Origin of the sequence: Agrobacterium sp. rho-8.1 (assembly GCF_033957725.1) — a bacterium.
In the GTDB taxonomy this organism is placed as follows: domain Bacteria; phylum Pseudomonadota; class Alphaproteobacteria; order Rhizobiales; family Rhizobiaceae; genus Agrobacterium.
In genome coordinates this window covers 802,923-822,499 of the sequence record NZ_CP192789.1, presented here as the reverse complement: position 1 = coordinate 822,499, position 19,577 = coordinate 802,923, and the positions used below count along the sequence as shown (strand labels likewise).

Sequence of the window (19,577 nt, the reverse complement as noted above, 5' to 3'; positions counted from 1 at the left end):
ACACATCTTGGCTGAAAACAACAATCGTGCAGCCATTCGCTTCCCATTTCTGCAGGGTCGGTCCATCTCGGGTCTGAATGTCATCTTCAATATGGGCCTGCGCGGCTCGACGCTTGTTCTTCGCTTCGCGTTGTCGTTCTACATCGTCAAATTCATCGGTCTGGAAGCGGCAGGTGTCTATGGTTTGGCACTCGGCGTCGTCAATGCCGCGCCTGCGATCCTGGGCTGGGGCTTGAACTACTTCATCGCTCGGGATGTCAGTGGCAAAACCACGGGTGTCGCGGGCCTTTACATGAAAACGCGATTGCTGGTGACGGTTACCTCGCTTGTCGCCATGACGGCGGTTGCACTGGTCGCTGCCTATTTCATGGGGCATCACGTCATCCCGCTCTATTTCCTGATCCTTCTGGTGGTTTGGCTGGAAACCATAGCCTGCGACATCCACGTGCCCTTGATCGCTCAGGAAATGTCGAGCCAGGCCAATGTCCTGTTCTTTTTGAGAACATCCTCATGGATTTTGCCCGTCATTGGCCTCGGCCTGGCGTTCGAAGCCTTTCGCACCATCGAGGCCATCATGGTGGCGTGGAGCCTTGGCTATATTTTGATGTTCGCTGGGCTGGGATTTTTCCTGCGCAACTGGCCGATCCGACGGATTCTCGGCATGCCGATGCGGATGCGCTGGGTGAAAAAGCGGATGCGCAGGGCATGGCTGATCTATATTAGCGATATGAGCAATGTCGGGCTTGTTTACGCCGATCGCTATGTCGTATCCCTGCTGCTCACCCTGTCGCTCACGGGGGTCTATACGTTCTATTGGTCGCTGGCCAATGCGCTGCAGACGCTGATTTCGACAGCCGTGCTGCAAGTGGCGATCCCGGCACTTTTCAAAGCGTACAATACCGGCTCCATGAAGGAATGGCGCCAGGTGATGATCTGGCAGTTCAGCAAGACCGCGGCGGTCGCTTTCGGGCTTGGCGTCGCGATCTTCATCGCCGGTAATGTTCTCGTGCATCTCATGAACATGCCGGAGCTTGGCCAGCATCAGGGCATGTTTGCACTCTTGCTACTGACCGCGGTGGTTCGGTCCTGCACCGATCTCATGGGGCTGGGTCTCAACAGCCTCCGAAAAGATGGCCACTACGCCTTCGTCAACCTGTCGAGCGTTCTGCTATCGATCAGCATGAGTTTTCTGCTTATCAGCACCTTCGGTTTTATCGGCGCTGGCCTTTCTGCTTTCTTTACGGCGCTTGTGACGGCATCGATTTCCAGCACATTGCTCTGGCGGGCTTCCCGGTCATGACCCGTTCCGGCCATCGTTTTCATCTCAAATATCGTCGCAAAAGAGGTGCGTGAAACATGGGAGCGGATCAACCGCAGCACTCGCTTGGGCGGCGCCTTTTCAAGAAACTGTACCATGCGGCGATTCAAAGCCTGCCGATCAAGCGGGCAACGCAATTGCAATATTATCGCTATCACAAATTATGGGCCGATCTTGATCATCCCAAGACACTGAACGAACATCTCTGCGCTCGCAAGATTGCCTGGATCGGACCCCAGTCTGACCCGCGCCTGATCATGCTGAGCGACAAGATTGCGGTAAAAGCGCATGTTGCGGCAGTCCTTGGCCAGCAGTGGGTGACGCCAACCCTTTGGCATGGAAAAAATCTCGATGAATGCCCTGCTCTGCCGTTTCCCTATGTCATCAAGGTCAACCACGGTTCAGATCGCAATATCTTCGTCTACGGGCCGGACGATCTGATCGGCGCGAAAGAGACGTGTGATGCCTGGCTTGCCGGGCGCACCGCGTGGCGCTTGGCGGAAGAGTGGTACAACCACATCAAGCCGGAAATTTTCATCGAACCCTTTATCGGCCACGATGGCGAAGCGCCTGTCGATTACAAGCTTTTCTGCTTCGAAAACGATATTCCCTGCATTCAGATCGACACCGCGCGGTTTACGGACCATCGCCGATGCTTTTACGATGAACATTGGAATAAGCTGGATTTCGGACACTATTATCCGCTCGAAACCGAAGATCTCCCCCGTCCAGCACATCTGGATGAGATCCTTGAAGCGGCCCGCTCGCTCGCTCAGGGCTTCGAATTCGTTCGAATAGACTTTTACGATACGCCATCCGGCCCGCTGTTTGGGGAGATGACCTTCAGCCCGACATCCGGCTTTGGCGCTTTCCGGCCACCATCGACGGATGCATGGCTGGGGACTTTCTGGAAAGATAGTCCGCAAGGGACGTTCCGAACCGGCCCGGAAACACCCTAGGTTTCAGCGGCTTGTGCCTTGCCGCTCACAACAGGCCTGTCGAACAGATAGGACAGGATTATGCCGCCTGTTAGCCACGCGACAACGACGTAGACATAATAGAAGCCAGGCGTGAAAACGGCGTTGAACAAAAACAGGAAGGCGATGTAGCCGCAGGCAACTTTGCGCAGGCCCAAACGACTGGGCTGCAAATTGTCATGAACCCACATTTGCAGCTTGCCGAAGTAGTATCCGAACAACGTGGCGATGATGACGACGCCGGGAATGCCGAAGTTCAAATAGGCCTCACCGAAAAGGGTCGGGCGCAGACCTGCGTGGAATTGCGGGTCGAGACCCGCAAGCGTGGCGGTGACGACGCCCATGCGAAAATCACCACGGAAATCGCTGATGAAGGATGGAATGAGCGCCATATAGCCCGCGAGATAGGTCATGCCATGGTAGAACCGTCCGCCGAAGCCACTCAATATCCAGGCGTAATCGCGAAAGTCCGAGAAATTGTTGCCGTAGAAGATCTGGAAAGTGACCACCTGCAACACATCCACGCCATCATTGCCATCGGCTGTGGATCGCAAGATACCGATCGCGATCGCTATGGTCACGAAGCCGAAGATCGACAGTGTGAAAGCTGCGAGGTTTCGATAGCGATAGGTGATGATGAGGCACACGACGAACATGAACAGCACTTCGATGCTGGCACCGCGCGTGCCGATCATCAGGCCAAGCGCGCTGCACATGAAGCCGGCGAACACAAAGAAGCGGCTGTAACCGAACCCATAGACCAGCAGGCTGAGGGTGATCGTCGGCAAGATAACCGAGTAGAGATTGATCGCCGGGCGCAGTGACGTGTTCTCGAATGAAAACTGTCTTCCTTGGAATGGCCTGACGCCAAGTGCGACAAGCCCAAGCGTGGCAACGATGATGACCCCTAGGGATATCCAGACGCCTGGCTTCGTCTGCCAGAAGGCGTAGCCTTTTTCGACAAAGGTGAAGACGGCGCTTTTGCCCGAGCTGAACGTCGCCAGTCCCATACCGACGATCACGAAGATCACGCCCAGAACAGACAGGTAGAAGGCTTCATTGATGTAGTCGCGGATGATGTAGATGGAATCGCCGACCGCTTCCACGTTCTGGTCGGATGCAGCAAAGGGCGACATGACCAGAATGGGCAGGACGTTGTAGCGTATCCAGAAATAGGAGGAAAAGGTCAGCACGCCCCATTTGTAAAACGAGCTGACGTAGTAAAGGAGGAAAACCAACCAGCCGATGATGAGTATGAGCCAAGCCAGATGGGACATGTCGAACCTTATTGCCCAAGCACTGTGCATGAAGCGGCACGGAAAAACCGGTTCGTTGATCGTCGCAGAAACGAGTTAAGAAGTTGTTAGCCATATTGGGCGTCGCGGCGTATTCAGGCAGAACTATCGCTGCGCCGCAGAGACCAAGATTTGTTCGAGACGCTCATAATAGCCTGTGTCTTCAGCCGTGCCCTTGAAGTTCAAGAAGCCGGGGAAAGTTTCATCGCGTTTCTCCCACCATAGTTTCTGGCCTGTGGAAAGAGCCATATTCAGCAGCTTGAAGAGCGCATCGGGCTTTGCGGGGTCGTAGGACCAGCCCGTTTGTTGTTTGTCCACGATCTCAGGCGTGCCGCCGCGAGCGGTGGCGATGACGGGCACACCGTAAATCGGGGATTCGATGAGGATGCGACTTTGCGGTTCGTGCCAGCGCGACGGCACGATGATGGCATCAGCCACGCGGTAGATGTCTTCCGGCCTGATAAAGCCCTTGAACTCGACGGGCGCGTCTTTTGACATCGTTTTCAACTTCGTCAGAAATTCCTCGCGGCCTCTGCCTGCGATGACGAGCTTGGCATTGTCGCGGTTCGGCAGCGACAGAAAAGCATGCAGCAGATCCTCGACACCCTTTTCCTTGGTGATCGCCCCGAGATAACCGAAGGTGAAAACCGGGGTTGCGGCTTCACGCCTGCCAATCAGCGACCTGTCGAAGCTGTTTTCGGTTGCGTTGGTGTTGTGCATCACATGCCACTGCGCATCCTTAAACACGCCGTTGCTGATGAACCTTTTGCGCAAGGCATCGCTCACTGCGATGATGCTCATATCGCTGTCCGCCAATTTTCGCATGCGTCGGTTGAGCACGGAACAGTCCAGACAGGGCCGCTCGCAATTGTCGCCACCGCGAAACATGCTGGTTTTGGCGCAGAGCAGCCCGTAATCTCTCAAATGCAGGCACACGGGTATGTTGGCGTCACATGCAGCCACAAACAAAGCTGGCTGCATGAAGGCAGAATTCTGCGCATAGATGAGATCAAATTTTTCCCTCATGAAAAAATCGGTCAGTCCCCTGGGACAAATCGCGCCCATTGCGGTGCGCAGATGCCAGCGGGCGCGCCGCAGAAACCCGGCGGTAGATTTGCTGGGCAGGGGCAGATAGCTGTTCATCCACGGAAGCCGGATAACCCTGATATCGCCTGGCAAACGTGTCTCGCCAGGCGGCGCGATCGCGTCGCCCTCACGGCCCAGGGCCAGCACGGTGACATCATGACGCTTGCCGAGTTCCATCGCACCCAGGCGCGCAGAGATTTCTGCACCGCCTTCCTCTTGTGGGGCGAAAGTTTGCGATACAATGCAGATTTTCAAATCCGCTTACCTTTAAACGCCAATATGCTGTGCCATTTCCTGAGTTGTATTTATGCTGCGAGAACTCTTTAAATATACTGAATATGAATCCGGCAGCATAAGCGGTCAATTACGTCATGATCACGAATAGATGTGCTGCCCATGAAAGGTCATGTTGTTTTTTTCTTTTACGGTGGAGAATAAGTGCGAAACACATCCGGATTGCCATATTTTTCGTTATAGATTCCATCTTGTTTAAGGAATTTGCGCTTTAAGTGCGACTGCACAGGGCAGGTCGCCGTTCGATCCAGTGCCGCAGGTGAGGTGGATCATGAGGATTCTGCACGTATTCGAAACGCTTCCCGGCGGACCTGCGACCTATTCCAACGAAACGATCCCCACGCAAATCCGCGAATTAGGCGCTGACAATGTCAGAATCATCGTGCCTGATGCACATGTGGGTTTTTTAAAAAACACCCCGCTCCGCTGCGTTGCCACGTTCAAAAGACAGCGTAGGCTAAGGTCCCTGCCAGCTCTGGCGCGTTCCGTTTCGCGCGAGGTCAAGGCGTTCAAACCCGATATCATTCATGCGCACTCCACCTTTGCAGGCTTGATCGTCCGCGCCATTGGTGTGTTACCCGGCGCATTTCCGCCCATCGTCTATTGCCCGCATGGTTGGGTCTTCGACATGGAAACGCTGGGAATGTTGCGGCGGCCAGCTTTATGGGTAGAACGGCTTTTTTCGCCACTGTGCCATACCATTGTAGCCATATCCGATCACGAGTACCATCAGGGTATCAAGGCGGGCATTCCAGCTCATCGTATGATCGTCATCGAAAACGGCATATCGTCGCAAATACCGGTGACGAACGCTGCCACATGGGACGATCAGCGTACCAAAGTTTTATTCGTTGGTCGTCTGGATCGGCAAAAAGGCGTCGACATCCTTTTGACAGCGGCAGCGAAGCTGAAGGACAAGGCCGTTTTCCGGGTGATCGGGGCACATGTCACGACTAGGAATAATCTGACCGAGGCACTGCCCGCCAATGTGGAGTTGTTGGGATGGAGGTCGTCGGAGGATATTGCGGGGCATCTGGCTGTTTGCGATGTGGTGGCGATGCCGTCTCGGTGGGAAGGTTTCGGCCTAGTCGCGCTGGAAGCGATGCGCGCGCATAAACCGGTCATCGCATCGCGCGTGGGTGGCCTGCAATCTGTGGTGCTGGACGGGCAGACCGGAGTCCTATTTCCAGCCGGCGACGCCGATGCCCTTGCAACCGCGATCGCATCGCATGGACGAGAAGACTGGACGCGGATGGGATCTGCAGGCTACGCACGCTTTATTGAACGCTATAGAAGCGAACGGACCAACAGCACACTCATGCAGCTTTACCGAGACATTGTGAAGGAAGCACCGGCAGAAAGTCGCAAAATCGCATGAAGCATTTTATCAACGGCCGGTTTCTCACTCAGAAAACCAGTGGTGTGCAGCGTTTCGCGCGCGAAATCGTCAAAGCGCTGGACCGCCATTTGACGTTGACCGGAAGCAAGGACGAGTGGACGCTGATTACTCCCGAAACGGCCACCGTCGATATGACGCTGTCTTCCATACGCCAGAAGAAAATAGGTTCTTTTTCGGGGCATTTATGGGAGCAGACGCAGCTTTTTGCTGCGTCCCGTCACGGTCGGTTGATCAATCTGTGCAACAGCGGTCCTGTGCTGCACGGCAAAAGCCTGACGGTTATTCATGATGCGATGATATTTCGCACACCGGAGAATTTCTCCCGCTCCTACCGTACGGTTCATAGTACCTTGGGAAAGTGCCTTGCCCGTCGCGGACGCATTGCAACGGTATCGGCGTTTTCACGGCGCGAGCTGAGCGAGACAATTGGAGCGGAAAACGTTGCGATCATTTCCAACAGCTGTGAACACATGGCCGCCATAGCGTCCGATGAGACGGTGGTAGCGCGACTGGGGCTGACGCCGTGTAATTATGTGTTGTTTGTCGGTTCACCGACACCCAACAAGAACCTTGTCCGCGCGATAGAGGCGATGGCGACCCTTGGCAATGCTGCCCCACGCTTCGTCATCGTCGGCGCCGCTGCGTCCGCTGTTTTTCATAACGGTCCACAGGGCCCGGCGCCGGTCAATAGTGACAGGGTCGTTTTCACGGGTCGTCTTTCCGATGAAGAGATCGTCGCACTCTATAGCAACGCTGCCGCATTGCTGTTCCCCAGCCTCTACGAAGGGTTTGGCATTCCACCTTTAGAAGCAATGCTTCTCGGCTGCCCGGTTTTGTCATCGAATATCGAGCCGGCGCGCGAGGTGTGTGGCGACGCCGCGGTTTATTTCAATCCAGAAAGCGTGCAGGAGATCGCGCATTCCGTTTCCCATCTGGCCGCAAATGCTGGACTGCGAAGTGAACTGATTGCGCGCGGCCACGCGCGTGCCAGGGAATTCTCGTGGGACAAAAGTGCGCAATGCCTGATTCACGCAGTCTCAGGACTTTGATGCTATGTTCACATGTTATGATACAATATGCCACGAGCAGCGTTTCGGCTCCGCCGAATATGGGTGCGTGGTGGAGAAACTGCGAAGCCGATGAAGATCTGTATCGTTGCTCAAACATTCGCACCCCAGGAAGAGGGGGGCGCAGAGATTGTAGCCCGCGTTTGCGCCGCCGAACTTTCGCGTCATCACGATGTCATCATCCTGTCTTTGGGGCTGGAAGGCGACGAGATCGCGCCACCCGGTGAAACGGTGAATGACGATGGTATCCGTGTTCTGCGCGTCAACTGGCACAACAGTTACCTTCCCGGCCCACGCAAACCCGCTGTCGGCACAATGACCAAACTGGTCTGGCACATCCGCAGCGCGCTCGGTGCGACGTCGGCTAAGGATGTCAAAGAGTTGCTGGTGCGGGAGCAGATCGATCTTGTCTACGCCCACAATTCTGCACGGATGCAGCCGGCTCTCTTTGAAGCCACGAGTGCGCTCGGCATTCCGCTTTGCCTGCATTTGCATGATTACGCGCTATTATGTCCCAAATCGAGCATGTTTCGCGGATCGGGCAATTGCGAAAAGCCGTGCCTGCAGTGTCGCGTCCTGACCGCCCGCACCAAGTCCAGCGATGGCAATGGTGTGACGGCCATTTCAGTGAGTGACGCTCTGCGGCAGCGGTTTTTGCAAAACAGTGTTTTGCCGAAAGCAGACTGGCATGTGCTTATCAACGCCAACCGTAGCGAGGCTTCGTTCGATGCATCCCTGTTTGGCCGGAAAAGTGGAACAAGCGAGCACTTTACCTTCGGATATCTTGGCGCTCTGGCGGAAGAGAAGGGCATCGAGGACTTGATCCGCGCATTCGTCAGATTACCGCAGTCTGAAAAGGCAACACTTCTGATTGGTGGGCGAGGGCGTGAAGACTACGTGCAGCATCTAAAGTCTTTAGCCGGCACATCGCCCATCCGCTTCCTGGGCTTTGTGCCGCCGGAAGACGTTTACAAAATGGCGGATGTCATTGTCTTGCCATCGCGTTGGCACGAACCGCAAAGCCTGATCCTCATGGAAGCCGCCACCTATGGCGTGCCAGTTATCGGTACCGAGCGCGGCGGGACGCCCGAAATTTTGAGGGACTTGGGCACGGGTTGGTGTTACGATCCTGATGAGGACGATAGTCTCATCAAGGTGATGGATCGTGCTTTGAACATCGGTCATGCACGTTGGTGGCAGGAGCGGAATATCCATTTCCCGGGTATTGCGGGTTTCAAAGGTACGTCAGAATCATCCGGTTATTATCGCAGGCTAAACGATATTCTGGTCGCCGCTGCCGTGAAAGAGTAAGCAAAAAAGCAGACCGCTGCACCAAATTTATCTGATACTTCTCATGATCGACATGTAATCTCAAGTAATGCTTAAGTGATCATAAGCTAATTGATATGCTGTGGGAGTGTCGGTAAAGAGGGGGAGAGATAGATGAATGCCGGTTTTGATATGCACGGCCTAAAGGGGAAACACGTGCAAATCTCTGCTGACTACCCAGTCACCTTTTCTGACACGGTCGGCCTCTTCAGGCCCTCTGATGCTTGCACTTTGCTAGAGAACCCGCGGTCCGGTTCGCTGGTGTCGACCAATACATCCGTTCTGTTTGTTGGTTCGTGGGGCTTTGAGGAATTGTGCGCCCGCAAATTCTGGCAACGACTGGCCGTCGACCTATCCAGGCGGGGCATGGCGAGCATGCGATTCGATTATCCCGGTACGGGTGACGCACTGGATCACCCGGACTATGCCAGTGGGCTTGACGTCTGGCTCGACACCATTGCTGCTGCTGCTCAAAAGCTCAAGGAGTTGTCCGGCGCCAAGCATCTCATTGTGATCGGACACGGTATCGGTGGCGCGCTTGCGTGGCGGGCTGCGGAACACATTTCGGATATTCGAGGAGTTGCACTTGCTGCACCGGCTCTGTCGGGGCGTCACTGGCTCCGCGAATTCGTCGCCTTGAGCAAGATTGCCAATCAGGGCGCGCTCCACCGACGTCATTCGGCATCAGGCCCTGCCATGGGTGAGCAGGTCATTCCTGAAAACGTGGCCAAGGGGCTGCGAGACGTGAATATTTCGGCCACGACGAAAGCCCCCGCCCCCCATATTTTGCTGCTCAAGCAGAAAAACCGCCATACGGATATGGATTTTGCCGAACACATCCGCACACTGGGCGTAGAAGTTCGATCCACCGATTTCGAAGGATATGATCACTTTATCCGCGACGTTCTGTTTTCCGTACCGCCAGTAGCCGCGATCGAAACGCTGGCCGGGTGGGCGAAAGATGTAGCAGAGAAGGTAACGACCGATCATGTTGGGGCGGGAAATCTGCCAGTTCCAACGCCCTTGGCCCTGAAAGGCAGCGGCTTTACGGAGACACCTGTTCGCTTTGGTGAAGATGATCGCCTATACGGCGTGCTGGCAGAGCCGATCGGCCCACGCAAGGGCGCGACAGTTCTGGTCCTGCCCACGGGCTATGAGCGGGCGTCCGGCTGGGGACGCATCAGCGCCCAGCTTTGCCGGGAGCTCGCAAAATCCGGTATTGCCAGCTTGCGGTTCGATATGGCCAATATTGCTGATAGCCCCATGGTTCCCACCCGTCCGGAACAGATCATTTACAGCGAGGGCCAATTGGAAGATGTGGTGGCCGCGACAGATTTTCTGGAGCAACGCCATCTTTTCCCGGTTGTGGTAACGGGTCGATGCAGTGGTGGATGGGCCGCGTTCCAAAGCGGTGTGCGTGACCCAAGGTTCAGCGGCGTGGTTGCTGTCAACGTTTTTGATTTCTATATTCCGCCACACGCTGATGTGGAGGCATTGCTGATCTCGTCTCGACAGCCATTGGCGAGCTATGGGGCAAAACTGGTAAGTGGCGGCTTCTGGCTGAAGGTTTTCAGCGGAAAAGTTCGGATCAGGAACGGTGTGACCAATCTGTGGGCGATGATCGTCGGCAAGGCTATTTCATTTGCAACGCCGTTGATGGTGCGTTTTCCATTCCTGTCTCCGCGCTTTCAAGCCATATCCAGAGATTTTAGGTCGATCGCCGCAAACAACACACAAATGACCGTCGTCTTTACTGAAGGCGATATCGGCGCGGCGATGTTGGAGACGAACTTCGGTCCGTGCGGACGTATGCTCAGTTGTCGCTATGGAAATCCCCGCATCGCATTCATTGCCGATTCCGACCATAACCTGACCACCGCAGAAGCGCGCCATGCGTGGGCACAGGAAGTGGAAATGATCGCATTCCGGTTTCCACCCGCCAGTTAGGACCTTTCGCTCTCAGCAATCCGAACGTGCCGAGGGAAAATCAGCAGTTGCCAGCACGGACCGATGCGAGATTGACGATATCTGCATGGGTCATGTTCATCTCCATCTCGTTTTGCAAGGCAGACCGAAGAGCTTGTTTTGCGACATCGATATACCAGGTTGCTGATGCCGCGCCGAGCGTTTCAGCGGCGCCCTCGGCATAGGTCAGCATGTTGATAAGGGTGAGGAATTCTTCCTGGCGTTCATTGATTTGGGCGTCGGTCATCATACACTCATCGTTATCGGTTTCGACGACATCTATAGAGCAAGGCCGCCTTCTGCGCGTTTTAATATCATCACACACGTTATGCTTGAAGTTTTTAATCTAAATTTCAGTTCTGTGAAAAGCCCAAAACGACGAGGGATGCCGTTTTTACGTTATCCCGACGGTTTCTCAGCGATGATTTTGGCTTCAAGACAAAATTCTGCCTATTCGCTTTCGCTATTACTCCTGATTGGAGATGACAGTCGACCAAAATTCCAAATCATAGCCTGAGGTTGTCTATAAAAATACTGCACGTATTGGACGAGAATTGTCAAGCTGCTTCGGACACTCCTCGTCAGACAGAGGATAATCCGCTGTGGCGGGTTTATCACCTATCTGCGAAGGGGCGCTAGCATGTTGGCAATGGTTGCGGCTCGTGACATCGCACCAATGTTTTCGTCGACCTGAACATGAAAAGGCCGACATGACAGAGCTTCTTTGAAGCCTCTGAAAAAGCACATACTCCTACAGGGCTTTCTCAGCGAAATACGCTGTCTTGGCCACACGCAAGCTTAGCTCCCCGTTACGATGGTAACGGGGAAAGATTTTAGAAGCTTGGCCCGGATGAGGTCTTCGATAGCCGTCAAAATCACTTGGAGGTCATGCCATGCGGCCAGCCCCAATCTTTCGAACTCATCTAGTGTGGGGAGGATGCAGAGGTCTCGCTAGTCTTTTGCGTATCGGATGTGCTGCTGTTTCCGAGCGACTGGACGAGCTCCAGAACGCGCCTGCGAACGCGGCCGTCTTCTATCGTGCAAAACGCCCGCGCCAGCGATATGCCTTCCTTGGAATTCATGAACTGCGAGAGCTGGCTGGGTTCCGCCAGTGGCTTATCGTCCGCGGAGCCGGGGCTTCCCTCGAAGAAATAGGAGATGTGTACATCCAGCAATTCGGAAATGTGCTGCAGGCGGCTGGCGCCGACCCGGTTCGTGCCCTTCTCATATTTTTGAACTTGCTGGAATGTGATGCCAAGTCCATCGCCCAGTTTCTCCTGACTTAACCCGAGCATGACGCGGCGCAGGCGAATACGAGAACCCACGTGGATGTCGATATCGTTGGGGGATTTTTTCATGGTATGCGTAACTCCGAAGCCTAAGGCTATGTACAGGGATTGCCGAAACTTGAGTGAGCGCAAAGGGTCGGCAAAATTGGGCCCATGCGGTGTATTCCAAAAACAATCGCCCTACTTGGGACGAAGACGACGGCTTAAATTTGATCAGCTTGTTCTTGGGCGGGAAGATGACGGCTTGAGATCAGGCCGGGCAAGCCCCAGATTTTGGGTCTTGCCAACTAGCGCAGTTTCGTCGTTGGCATCGGCTTCAATCTCGTCATCAATGCTCCGTAGGGCAAAAGCATGACAAGGCCGACGATTATCTTCACTGTGAGATCGCCCAGCGCCCATGAAACCCAACGCGGTGCTGCGCTGGCGAAGATGCCAAGGATCGGTGCCTGCTCGATGGCGAAGGCATCGTTGGGGCCGACAAACGAGAAGGTTGCGGCAAAGGCGATGGAGAAGAAGAGTGCGGTGTCGAGGACCGAGCCCAGCATGGAACCTGCCAACGGCGCTCGCCACCAGCTTTGCTGTCGAAGCCGGTTGAAGACCGAGATATCGAGAAGTTGGCCGATCAGATAGGCGGTGCCGGATGCGACCGCAATGCGCGGGATCGATGTCCAGAACGACAGGCAAACCCCGACGACGAACCCCGCCAGGACGACCCGCCGTGCAGTGGCTGGACCAAACTGGCGGTTGGTCAGATCCGTGATGAGGAACGCAACCGGATAGGTAAAAGCGCCCCATGTGAGAAGATCGCCGAGATTGATGCCGAGGAACGTTCCCGATAACGGGTACTGGACAAGGATGTTCGATGCCACGACGACGGCGGTCATGAGCAGGACATAGACAAGCATAAAGCGCTGATAGGGCATTTTTTTATCCTGGGTGATGCCACCAGTTGGAGCGAAATGAAAACAAATAAAAGGCTTGAGCGGCAACAGCCATTCAAGCCTTTTGAAAGTTCGTGATGTCGTCGCCGCTAATTAGGCAGCAGCAACAGCTGTTTCAACAGTCTTCTTGGCAATCTGGCGACGCAGCAAACGAGCGCGCATCGAAAGGTCGCCTTCGCTGGACTTGAGAAGGAACAGGTCGAGGCCACCACGATGCTCGACGGAGCGCAGAGCAGCTGCGGAAACACGCAGACGGAAGCGCTGGCCGAGAGAATCGGAAATCAACGTAACCTGGCAGAGGTTCGGAAGGAACCGACGCTTGGTTCTGTTGTTGGCGTGGCTGACGTTGTTGCCCGTCTGGACGCCCTTGCCGGTCAATTCGCATACACGGGACATGGGTACACCTATTTGTTATCGTCTGTTTCACCAGCGGTTCGCTATCCGGCAAAATCCGGTGAGCAATCCAACTGGCAATGATTGGAAAGTTGCGGTTCTATAGTCAGGCATGGATCATCAGTCAACCCGCCCACGCTTTTTTGTGAGTAAATTCACTGGATTTCCCTATCGCTCCGCTATTTTATTGCCATAACTCGGCGTATATCATCGCGGTATAAGGCGGCCTTCCCTGCCTGTCGAGGTGTTACCCGAATGAATGTCAAAGCACAAAGGTTTTTCACGGCCGTCGTCGTGACACTTGCAAGCATTTCGCCGAGTCTGGCAGCAGAAACACGCCATGACAGCGAGTACAGCATCAATCTGGGCATTTTGCCCATCGCCCGGGCGAACTTCTCGACCCGTATGACGGGCGCAGCCTATTCCATTACCGGTTCCTTCAGCTCTGCAGGCGTTGCCAGCGTTCTGAAAGATATTTCCGGAAACACCAACGTATCGGGTGCAAAGCGTGGAAACCGTATGCAGGCCAACGAATATTCGCTGGTCTATAAGGATGGTAAGCGAACTCGCACCTATGATGTCCAATATCGCAATGGAAACGTCACATCGACGACGGTGAAGCCGGAGCCGAAGCCGCGACCCGACAACTGGGTCGATGTCAAAGATCGGGATTTACGTTCGGTCCTTGATCCGATCTCCGGGCTGCTGTTTCCTGTCGGAGGGCGTATTTGCCCCAGCCGTCTGCCGATTTATGACGGTGAGTCCCGGCTTGATCTGGTCTTGAGCTCGGGCGGCACGAAGCCTTTCACCACGGACGGTTTCACAGGCGATGCGATCGTCTGCAATGCCCGCTATGTGCCGAGGTCAGGTTTTCGCAAGGGTCGTAAGGACATCGAATATCTGAAGTCGATTTCCATGGAAATCTGGTTTGCCAAGGCCAGCAACATGGATGTGTACGCACCTGTCTATGCGCGCATACCGACCAGGGTCGGACAGGTTTACATCACGGCGACCAAATACGGCGGATGAACCTGGCCGTTTCAGCCCGGCGACCAGCCGGGCTGAGCCATCACGAAGCTGTCGAATACGAAGCCGGGTGCGACGGTGCAGCCGACAAGCGTAAAGTCGCCCAGGCTTTCTGCCGCCTGCCAGCAATTGGCGGGAACGATGGCTTGCGGCCTCTCTCCATCAAACAGGGATGCTCCAAGTGTCACTGTCTCAATGGTTTTCCCATCCTTGCTCAGGTGAAGAATCAATGGCGCACCGGCGTAATAATGCCAGATCTCGGCAGCATCGATGACGCGATGCCAGTGGGAGCGTTGCCCCTTTTCCAGCAAATAATAGATCGCTGTCGAATATCCACGGTGACTGTCATCAGCATCCCGGAAGGTTTGCCGGTAGAATCCGCCTTCCGGGTGTGGTTCGAGTTTCAGTTCATGAATGATCGCCTGCGCCGATAGGGCTTGGGGCATCAGAAATTATCCTTACGCGTTCGGATGTCTGCAAAGACTTCGGCATCCGTGGCCCCTGTGAGGCCAAGATGCTTCCGGATGGCAGGATCGGCGACGCGCATATAGGGATTGGTTTGTTTTTCGAGCAGGATGGTCGTGGGAATGGTGAATTGCCCCTTGGCTCGCAAGGCTTCGATCTCGCGGGCACGGCCCCGTAGTACGGAATTGTCAGGATCTATGGTCACGGCGAAACGGGCATTGGACAGAGTGTATTCGTGGCCGAAATAGACGCTGACGTCATCCGGCAGCGCCATCAGTTTCTGAAACGACTGCCACATATCTGCAGCTGGTCTCTCAAACAGGCGTCCACAGCCCATTGCAAACAATGTGTCTGCGGCAAACAGCAGGGCGTCGTCGGGCAGGTAGTAGCAAATATGTCCGGCGGTATGCCCGGGCGTGCCGATGATCTGTACCGTGTGGCCTGCGAAGTTGAACTCATCGCCATCTGCGGCAGATGTGTCGAGGCCTGGTATGGCGATCGCCTCATCATGCGGCCCGTAAATCGTACAGCCGAATTTTTCCTTCAGCGCGAGATTGGCTTCGACGTGGTCCTGGTGATGGTGCGTTGTGAAGATATGGCTGAGCGTCCATCCGCGCCGGTCGAGTGCATCAATGATGGGTGCTTCCTCGGGTGCGTCGATCGAAACGGTAGCGCCTGTTTCGCTATCATGCAGCAGAACACCGAAATTATCGTTGCGGCACGAAAAGACCTCTATTTCCAACGGCTTCATGTTTCGTCTTCCTTTTTCAGCGTTCAGATCATCCGCTTTGCAATGTAGGCCTTGGCGCCTTGAAGTCCAACCGTGGCCTGCTACATTCCCTTCATGAACACCGATATAGTCGATCTGCGCGAATTTTATCATTCTCCCCTCGGTCGCTCCGCCGAGCAGGCGATCACCATGGCGCTATCGACGCTGTGGCCGAGCCTGCCGGATGAGCGGTTGGTGGGCATCGGCTACGCCGTTCCGTTTCTCGACCGCTTCCGCCATGACACCGAGAGAACATTCGCTTTTATGCCGGCAGGGCAGGGGGCGGTGAACTGGCCCGCCGGTGAACGGTCGTCGACGGCGCTTGTGTTTGACGAGGAGTTGCCGTTGCCGGATTCGTCCATAGACCGTATCCTGATGGTGCATTCGCTGGAGTTCGCGGAAAATCCGCGTGAGACACTGAAAGAATTGTGGCGCGTTCTGGCTCCCGGCGGGCGGCTCATTATCGTTGTACCGAACCGGCGCGGCGTATGGGCGCGGATGGAGCATACGCCTTTCGGCTCCGGTCGCCCTTACTCGCGCGGGCAACTCACCGGACTGTTGCGGGAAACGAACTTTACGCCGGGAGCATCTGCCGAAGCCTTGTTTTTTCCCCCCTCCAAGGTGAGGTCCGTCCTGCGCTTCCGCCGGTTTTTGGAAACCACGGGACGAAAGCTGTGGCCGGTCTTTTCTGGGGTGATTGTCGTTGAGGCACAAAAGCGACTCTATCAGGGGCTGCCCGTCACCCAAAGGGCGTCGCGCCGGGTGTTTGTCCCGGTGCTTGCGCCGCAAGGCATGCCGACTGCCAGAACGGGAAAGGACCTGCGCAAGCCGCGCTGACGCTCGACAAACGGCCCATTCCAGTCTAATGCCTGCGGCATTGTGTGGCCGGGTTTTCCGGCGCTGTTCCAAGGGTCGATGAAATGAGTGCAGAGCTTAACCAACCTGTCCCGCGTCCAGGTATTCTGGATATTGCCGCTTACGTTCCCGGTAAAGAGCATGTGGACGGCGTGGCCAAGGTCTATAAGCTTTCCTCCAACGAAACGCCGCTAGGTGCAAGCCCCAAGGCTATCGACGCCTTCAAGGCAGCGGCTTCCAACCTTGAGATATATCCGGACGGACAGGCGACTGCCTTGCGCCAAGCCATTGCCGACGTGCATGGGCTGAACATTTCCAACATCCTGTGCGGAAACGGCTCCGATGAACTGCTGGGTTTGTTGTGCCACGTTTATCTGGGGGCAGGGGATGAGGCGATCATCACGGAACACGGCTTTCTGGTCTACAAAATCCAGATCATGGGTGCCGGGGCAAGTGCCATCACGGTCAAGGAAAAAGACTGCGCCATCGACGTGGACGCAATCCTGGCCGCCGTGACGCCCAAGACCAAGATGGTTTTCATCGCCAATCCCGGCAATCCGACAGGCACCTATGTTCCGGTCTCCGAAGTGCGCCGCCTTCAGGCTGGCTTGCCGAAGCACGTCATTCTGGTGCTGGATGCGGCCTATGCCGAATATGTTCGCAAGAACGATTACGAGGCAGGACTGGAGCTGGTTTCCGGCAATGCCAACGTCGTCATGACGCGCACATTTTCCAAGGTCTACGGTCTTGCGGCGCTGCGCGTGGGCTGGATGTACGGCCCTGCTGCCATTATCGATGCATTGAACCGCGTGCGTGGTCCCTTCAACATGAACGCGCCCGCCATTGCAGCTGGTGCCGCCGCCATCCGCGATCAGGCTTTCATGCAGAAGGCGGTGTCCCACAATCTCGAATGGCTGGAAAAGCTGACGCAGACGTTCACTGACCTTGGCCTTGAGGTCACACCGTCCGTTACCAATTTCATTCTCATTCATTTCCCTGATGTCGATGGGAAGCGTGCGGCCGACGCCGATGAATTTTTGACGCGGCGTGGCTATATCCTTCGCGCCGTCCGCGGCTATGGTTTTGCCAATGCACTGCGCATGACAGTGGGTTCTGAAGAGGCAAATCTTGGCGTGATTGCTGCGCTTAAAGACTTCATGGGCAAAGCATGACCGATATTCTATTCGAACGGATCACCCTGATCGGCATTGGCTTGATCGGATCCTCCATCGCGCGCGATGTCAAGGAACTGGGTCTTGCCCGCGAGGTGGTGATTTCCACCCGCAGCGCCGAGACGCTGAAGCGTGCTGAAGAACTGGAGCTCGGGACCGCCTACACGGTGTCTGCGGCGGACGCGGTCAAGAACGCCGATCTGGTAATCATATCGGTACCGGTTGGCGCATCTGGCAGCGTGGCGGAGCAGATCGCGCCACATCTGAAACCTGGCGCTATTGTAACGGATGTGGGCTCCACCAAGGCATCCGTGATCGCGCAAATGGCGCCCCACATGCCGCAAAATGTCCATTTCATTCCCGGCCACCCGCTGGCAGGCACGGAAAAATCCGGGCCGGATGCCGGATTTACCGGTCTTTTCCGCGACCGGTGGTGCATCTTCACGCCGTTGCCGGAAACGAATGCTGAAGCGTTGGCTCAGTTGAGGTCTTTCTGGGAAAGACTGGGCTCCCGGATCGACGAAATGGATGCGGAGCATCATGACAAGGTGCTGGCCATCGTTTCCCACCTGCCGCATATCATTGCCTACAACATCGTCGGTACGGCAGACGATCTCGGGACAGTGACGGAGTCTGAGGTCATCAAATATTCCGCCTCCGGTTTTCGTGATTTCACCCGTCTGGCGGCATCTGACCCCACGATGTGGCGGGACGTATGCTTGCATAACAAGGATGCGATCCTTGAAATGCTGGCGCGTTTTTCAGAGGATCTCGCTTACCTGCAACGCGCCATCCGCTGGGGTGAGGGAGACAAGCTGTTTGAACTCTTCAGCCGTACCCGCGACATTCGCCGCTCGATCGTGCAAGCCGGGCAGGACGTGGACGCTGCCAACTTTGGCCGTCCGACGCCCGATGCCAAGCCTTAGCAGTTTCAGATCGGTGGGATCTTTCCTAGGGGAATGAAACCGCTGACGGTCGCGCGGCCACGGTCAACGACCAGATCGACCGATGCTCTGTCACCACCGCCTGCCAGAGCGCGTAGCAGTTTGCGAGCGGTATCGATGGTCGATTGCAGCTGAGGGAAGGTCTGCTTGGCGTTATCGGCCCATTCGCCCAGCTTTTCGATTTCCAGCTTGAACTGGCCGGAGAGATAGCCCTGATCATCAAACGAGAACGGACCCGTGATGCGCATGGTGCGACCATCGCCTATGTCCAGCATCACACGGCGCAACTCGCCACTGGCACCGTAGAGCCCGGTCCGGTCACTGCCGTCGATCATTCCTGCCTTGCCGGCGAGCGTTACATCGGCAATGGCATTCAAGCGCGGCAAAAGCTGTGGCCAATCCTTTATGACGGTGGATGTGTCCGTCAGCGTGATGGCACCATCGAGGTCGGCGCCGTTTTGGCGTAGATGAACTTCGGTCTTTGCCGCATCGAAATTGATGGTCTGGGCGGTAACGGACGAAACTGCCGTCGCCTTCAGCCCGTCGATCACGAGTGAAGTGCGATCGACACCCTTCAATTTGGTGACGAGGCTGGATTGCATATTGGCCCATTGCGCCGAAATATTCAGTCCGTGCCCAGTCTGGATGGTTGCGGGAGAGTCCAGTTCCCATACGATATGACGTGGGGCGTAAATCTGCGCTGCCGAACGCAACGCTCCGAAGGATGCAGTCATGTTATTGTTTGTATTCTTGACGTCGATCGTGGAGCAGAACAGGCCGATGCGAAATGGGTAGCCCCTGAAGGCGATGTCCTTGCATTCTCCGGTTATTCCTGCCGAGCCGCCAGGTGCAAGCGTGCGAATGACAGTTTCCTGAAGCCGCTGGGCGGCGTAAAACCAACCAGCTGAGTAGATGGCAACGAAAATTATTATCCCAAGACCGAGAAAAAGGTATTTTCTGCCTGTTCGGGATTGGCTTGACGCTGCCATGATG

At 55.6% G+C, this 19,577-nt stretch carries 19 protein-coding genes; 10 read left to right on the top strand and 9 right to left on the bottom strand.

The features are described 5' to 3' along the window. The first annotated feature begins 7 nt into the window (after positions 1–7). On the top strand, positions 8–1,300 hold the full coding sequence (locus tag RMR21_RS18695; RefSeq protein ID WP_498670939.1) for a lipopolysaccharide biosynthesis protein: 1,293 nt from the start codon (positions 8–10) through the stop codon (positions 1,298–1,300). 56 nt (positions 1,301–1,356) lie between these two features. Continuing rightward, positions 1,357–2,277 (top strand): ATP-grasp fold amidoligase family protein, encoded by a 921-nt coding sequence (locus RMR21_RS18690; protein ID WP_498670938.1) that lies wholly within the window; start codon positions 1,357–1,359, stop codon positions 2,275–2,277. On the opposite strand, the gene RMR21_RS18685 is transcribed toward RMR21_RS18690, so the two are convergent. After that, a complete protein-coding gene (locus RMR21_RS18685; protein WP_498670937.1) occupies positions 2,274–3,572 on the bottom strand; it encodes an O-antigen polymerase in 1,299 nt (432 codons plus the stop codon). The genes RMR21_RS18690 and RMR21_RS18685 overlap by 4 nt on opposite strands. 123 nt (positions 3,573–3,695) lie before the next feature. Next, positions 3,696–4,931: a glycosyltransferase gene (locus tag RMR21_RS18680; RefSeq protein ID WP_498670936.1), complete on the bottom strand. Its 1,236-nt coding sequence runs from the start codon at positions 4,929–4,931 to the stop codon at positions 3,696–3,698. A 310-nt stretch (positions 4,932–5,241) separates the two neighbouring features. Here RMR21_RS18680 and RMR21_RS18675 point away from each other — a divergent pair, with 310 nt between their 5' ends. The 4 genes from RMR21_RS18675 (at position 5,242) to RMR21_RS18660 (ending at position 10,712) form a co-directional block, all read left to right on the top strand. After that, positions 5,242–6,348 (top strand): glycosyltransferase, encoded by a 1,107-nt coding sequence (locus RMR21_RS18675; RefSeq protein ID WP_498670935.1) that lies wholly within the window; start codon positions 5,242–5,244, stop codon positions 6,346–6,348. Further along, a complete protein-coding gene (locus tag RMR21_RS18670) occupies positions 6,345–7,418 on the top strand; it encodes a glycosyltransferase family 4 protein (RefSeq protein ID WP_498670934.1) in 1,074 nt (357 codons plus the stop codon). The genes RMR21_RS18675 and RMR21_RS18670 overlap by 4 nt, the downstream gene beginning before the upstream one ends. A 90-nt stretch (positions 7,419–7,508) precedes the next feature. Next, a complete protein-coding gene (locus tag RMR21_RS18665; protein WP_498670933.1) occupies positions 7,509–8,747 on the top strand; it encodes a glycosyltransferase in 1,239 nt (412 codons plus the stop codon). 132 nt (positions 8,748–8,879) lie between these two features. Further along, positions 8,880–10,712, top strand: a complete 1,833-nt coding sequence (locus RMR21_RS18660; protein WP_498670932.1) for an alpha/beta fold hydrolase — start codon at positions 8,880–8,882, stop codon at positions 10,710–10,712. Between the two features lie 40 nt (positions 10,713–10,752). Here the strand turns inward: RMR21_RS18660 and RMR21_RS18655 are convergent, their stop codons facing one another. The 4 genes from RMR21_RS18655 to rpmB form a co-directional block, all read right to left on the bottom strand. Then, positions 10,753–10,980, bottom strand: coding sequence for a hypothetical protein (locus tag RMR21_RS18655; protein WP_498670931.1), 228 nt, complete (start codon positions 10,978–10,980; stop codon positions 10,753–10,755). Between the two features lie 673 nt (positions 10,981–11,653). Further along, positions 11,654–12,088, bottom strand: coding sequence for a helix-turn-helix domain-containing protein (locus tag RMR21_RS18650; RefSeq protein ID WP_498670930.1), 435 nt, complete (start codon positions 12,086–12,088; stop codon positions 11,654–11,656). 218 nt (positions 12,089–12,306) lie between these two features. Then, positions 12,307–12,942, bottom strand: a complete 636-nt coding sequence (locus RMR21_RS18645; RefSeq protein WP_498670929.1) for a queuosine precursor transporter — start codon at positions 12,940–12,942, stop codon at positions 12,307–12,309. 111 nt (positions 12,943–13,053) lie between these two features. Next, the gene (gene rpmB, locus RMR21_RS18640) at positions 13,054–13,356 is read right to left on the bottom strand and encodes a 50S ribosomal protein L28 (protein WP_498670928.1); all 303 of its coding nucleotides are present in this window, start codon (positions 13,354–13,356) and stop codon (positions 13,054–13,056) included. A 252-nt stretch (positions 13,357–13,608) separates the two neighbouring features. Between rpmB and RMR21_RS18635 the strand changes: the two genes are divergently transcribed. Next, complete coding sequence (locus tag RMR21_RS18635) at positions 13,609–14,382, top strand: DUF3108 domain-containing protein (protein ID WP_498670927.1); 774 nt, start codon at positions 13,609–13,611, stop codon at positions 14,380–14,382. A gap of 11 nt (positions 14,383–14,393) precedes the next feature. On the opposite strand, the gene RMR21_RS18630 is transcribed toward RMR21_RS18635, so the two are convergent. Together RMR21_RS18630 and gloB are read right to left on the bottom strand one after the other, a co-directional pair. Next, positions 14,394–14,825 carry a cupin domain-containing protein gene (locus tag RMR21_RS18630; RefSeq protein ID WP_498670926.1) on the bottom strand — a complete coding sequence of 144 codons (432 nt, stop codon included), beginning with the start codon at positions 14,823–14,825 and terminating at the stop codon, positions 14,394–14,396. Beyond that, a complete protein-coding gene (gloB, locus tag RMR21_RS18625) occupies positions 14,825–15,595 on the bottom strand; it encodes a hydroxyacylglutathione hydrolase (protein WP_498670925.1) in 771 nt (256 codons plus the stop codon). The genes RMR21_RS18630 and gloB overlap by 1 nt, the downstream gene beginning before the upstream one ends. 93 nt (positions 15,596–15,688) lie before the next feature. On the opposite strand from gloB, the gene RMR21_RS18620 reads away from it, so the two are divergent. The 3 genes from RMR21_RS18620 to RMR21_RS18610 all read left to right on the top strand — a co-directional run bounded on the left by RMR21_RS18620 (position 15,689) and on the right by RMR21_RS18610 (position 18,566). Beyond that, positions 15,689–16,450 carry a class I SAM-dependent methyltransferase gene (locus RMR21_RS18620; protein ID WP_498671807.1) on the top strand — a complete coding sequence of 254 codons (762 nt, stop codon included), beginning with the start codon at positions 15,689–15,691 and terminating at the stop codon, positions 16,448–16,450. 83 nt (positions 16,451–16,533) lie between these two features. After that, positions 16,534–17,640 (top strand): histidinol-phosphate transaminase, encoded by a 1,107-nt coding sequence (gene hisC / locus RMR21_RS18615; RefSeq protein WP_498670924.1) that lies wholly within the window; start codon positions 16,534–16,536, stop codon positions 17,638–17,640. Then, positions 17,637–18,566 carry a prephenate/arogenate dehydrogenase family protein gene (locus tag RMR21_RS18610; protein ID WP_498670923.1) on the top strand — a complete coding sequence of 310 codons (930 nt, stop codon included), beginning with the start codon at positions 17,637–17,639 and terminating at the stop codon, positions 18,564–18,566. The genes hisC and RMR21_RS18610 overlap by 4 nt, the downstream gene beginning before the upstream one ends. Before the next feature lie 5 nt (positions 18,567–18,571). Here the strand turns inward: RMR21_RS18610 and RMR21_RS18605 are convergent, their stop codons facing one another. Beyond that, the gene (locus RMR21_RS18605) at positions 18,572–19,573 is read right to left on the bottom strand and encodes a DUF2125 domain-containing protein (protein WP_498670922.1); all 1,002 of its coding nucleotides are present in this window, start codon (positions 19,571–19,573) and stop codon (positions 18,572–18,574) included. Between the last annotated feature and the right edge of the window lie 4 nt (positions 19,574–19,577).

Coding starts and splice junctions, on each gene's coding strand:
- RMR21_RS18660 (WP_498670932.1), top strand. CDS start 8,880: ATGAATGCCGGTTTTGATATGCACGGCCTAAAGGGGAAACACGTGCAA.
- rpmB (WP_498670928.1), bottom strand. CDS start 13,356: ATGTCCCGTGTATGCGAATTGACCGGCAAGGGCGTCCAGACGGGCAAC.
- RMR21_RS18610 (WP_498670923.1), top strand. CDS start 17,637: ATGACCGATATTCTATTCGAACGGATCACCCTGATCGGCATTGGCTTG.
- RMR21_RS18645 (WP_498670929.1), bottom strand. CDS start 12,942: ATGCCCTATCAGCGCTTTATGCTTGTCTATGTCCTGCTCATGACCGCC.
- RMR21_RS18655 (WP_498670931.1), bottom strand. CDS start 10,980: ATGATGACCGACGCCCAAATCAATGAACGCCAGGAAGAATTCCTCACC.
- RMR21_RS18665 (WP_498670933.1), top strand. CDS start 7,509: ATGAAGATCTGTATCGTTGCTCAAACATTCGCACCCCAGGAAGAGGGG.
- RMR21_RS18670 (WP_498670934.1), top strand. CDS start 6,345: ATGAAGCATTTTATCAACGGCCGGTTTCTCACTCAGAAAACCAGTGGT.
- RMR21_RS18605 (WP_498670922.1), bottom strand. CDS start 19,573: ATGGCAGCGTCAAGCCAATCCCGAACAGGCAGAAAATACCTTTTTCTC.
- RMR21_RS18675 (WP_498670935.1), top strand. CDS start 5,242: ATGAGGATTCTGCACGTATTCGAAACGCTTCCCGGCGGACCTGCGACC.
- gloB (WP_498670925.1), bottom strand. CDS start 15,595: ATGAAGCCGTTGGAAATAGAGGTCTTTTCGTGCCGCAACGATAATTTC.
- hisC (WP_498670924.1), top strand. CDS start 16,534: ATGAGTGCAGAGCTTAACCAACCTGTCCCGCGTCCAGGTATTCTGGAT.
- RMR21_RS18650 (WP_498670930.1), bottom strand. CDS start 12,088: ATGAAAAAATCCCCCAACGATATCGACATCCACGTGGGTTCTCGTATT.
- RMR21_RS18620 (WP_498671807.1), top strand. CDS start 15,689: ATGAACACCGATATAGTCGATCTGCGCGAATTTTATCATTCTCCCCTC.
- RMR21_RS18690 (WP_498670938.1), top strand. CDS start 1,357: ATGGGAGCGGATCAACCGCAGCACTCGCTTGGGCGGCGCCTTTTCAAG.
- RMR21_RS18635 (WP_498670927.1), top strand. CDS start 13,609: ATGAATGTCAAAGCACAAAGGTTTTTCACGGCCGTCGTCGTGACACTT.
- RMR21_RS18630 (WP_498670926.1), bottom strand. CDS start 14,825: ATGCCCCAAGCCCTATCGGCGCAGGCGATCATTCATGAACTGAAACTC.
- RMR21_RS18685 (WP_498670937.1), bottom strand. CDS start 3,572: ATGTCCCATCTGGCTTGGCTCATACTCATCATCGGCTGGTTGGTTTTC.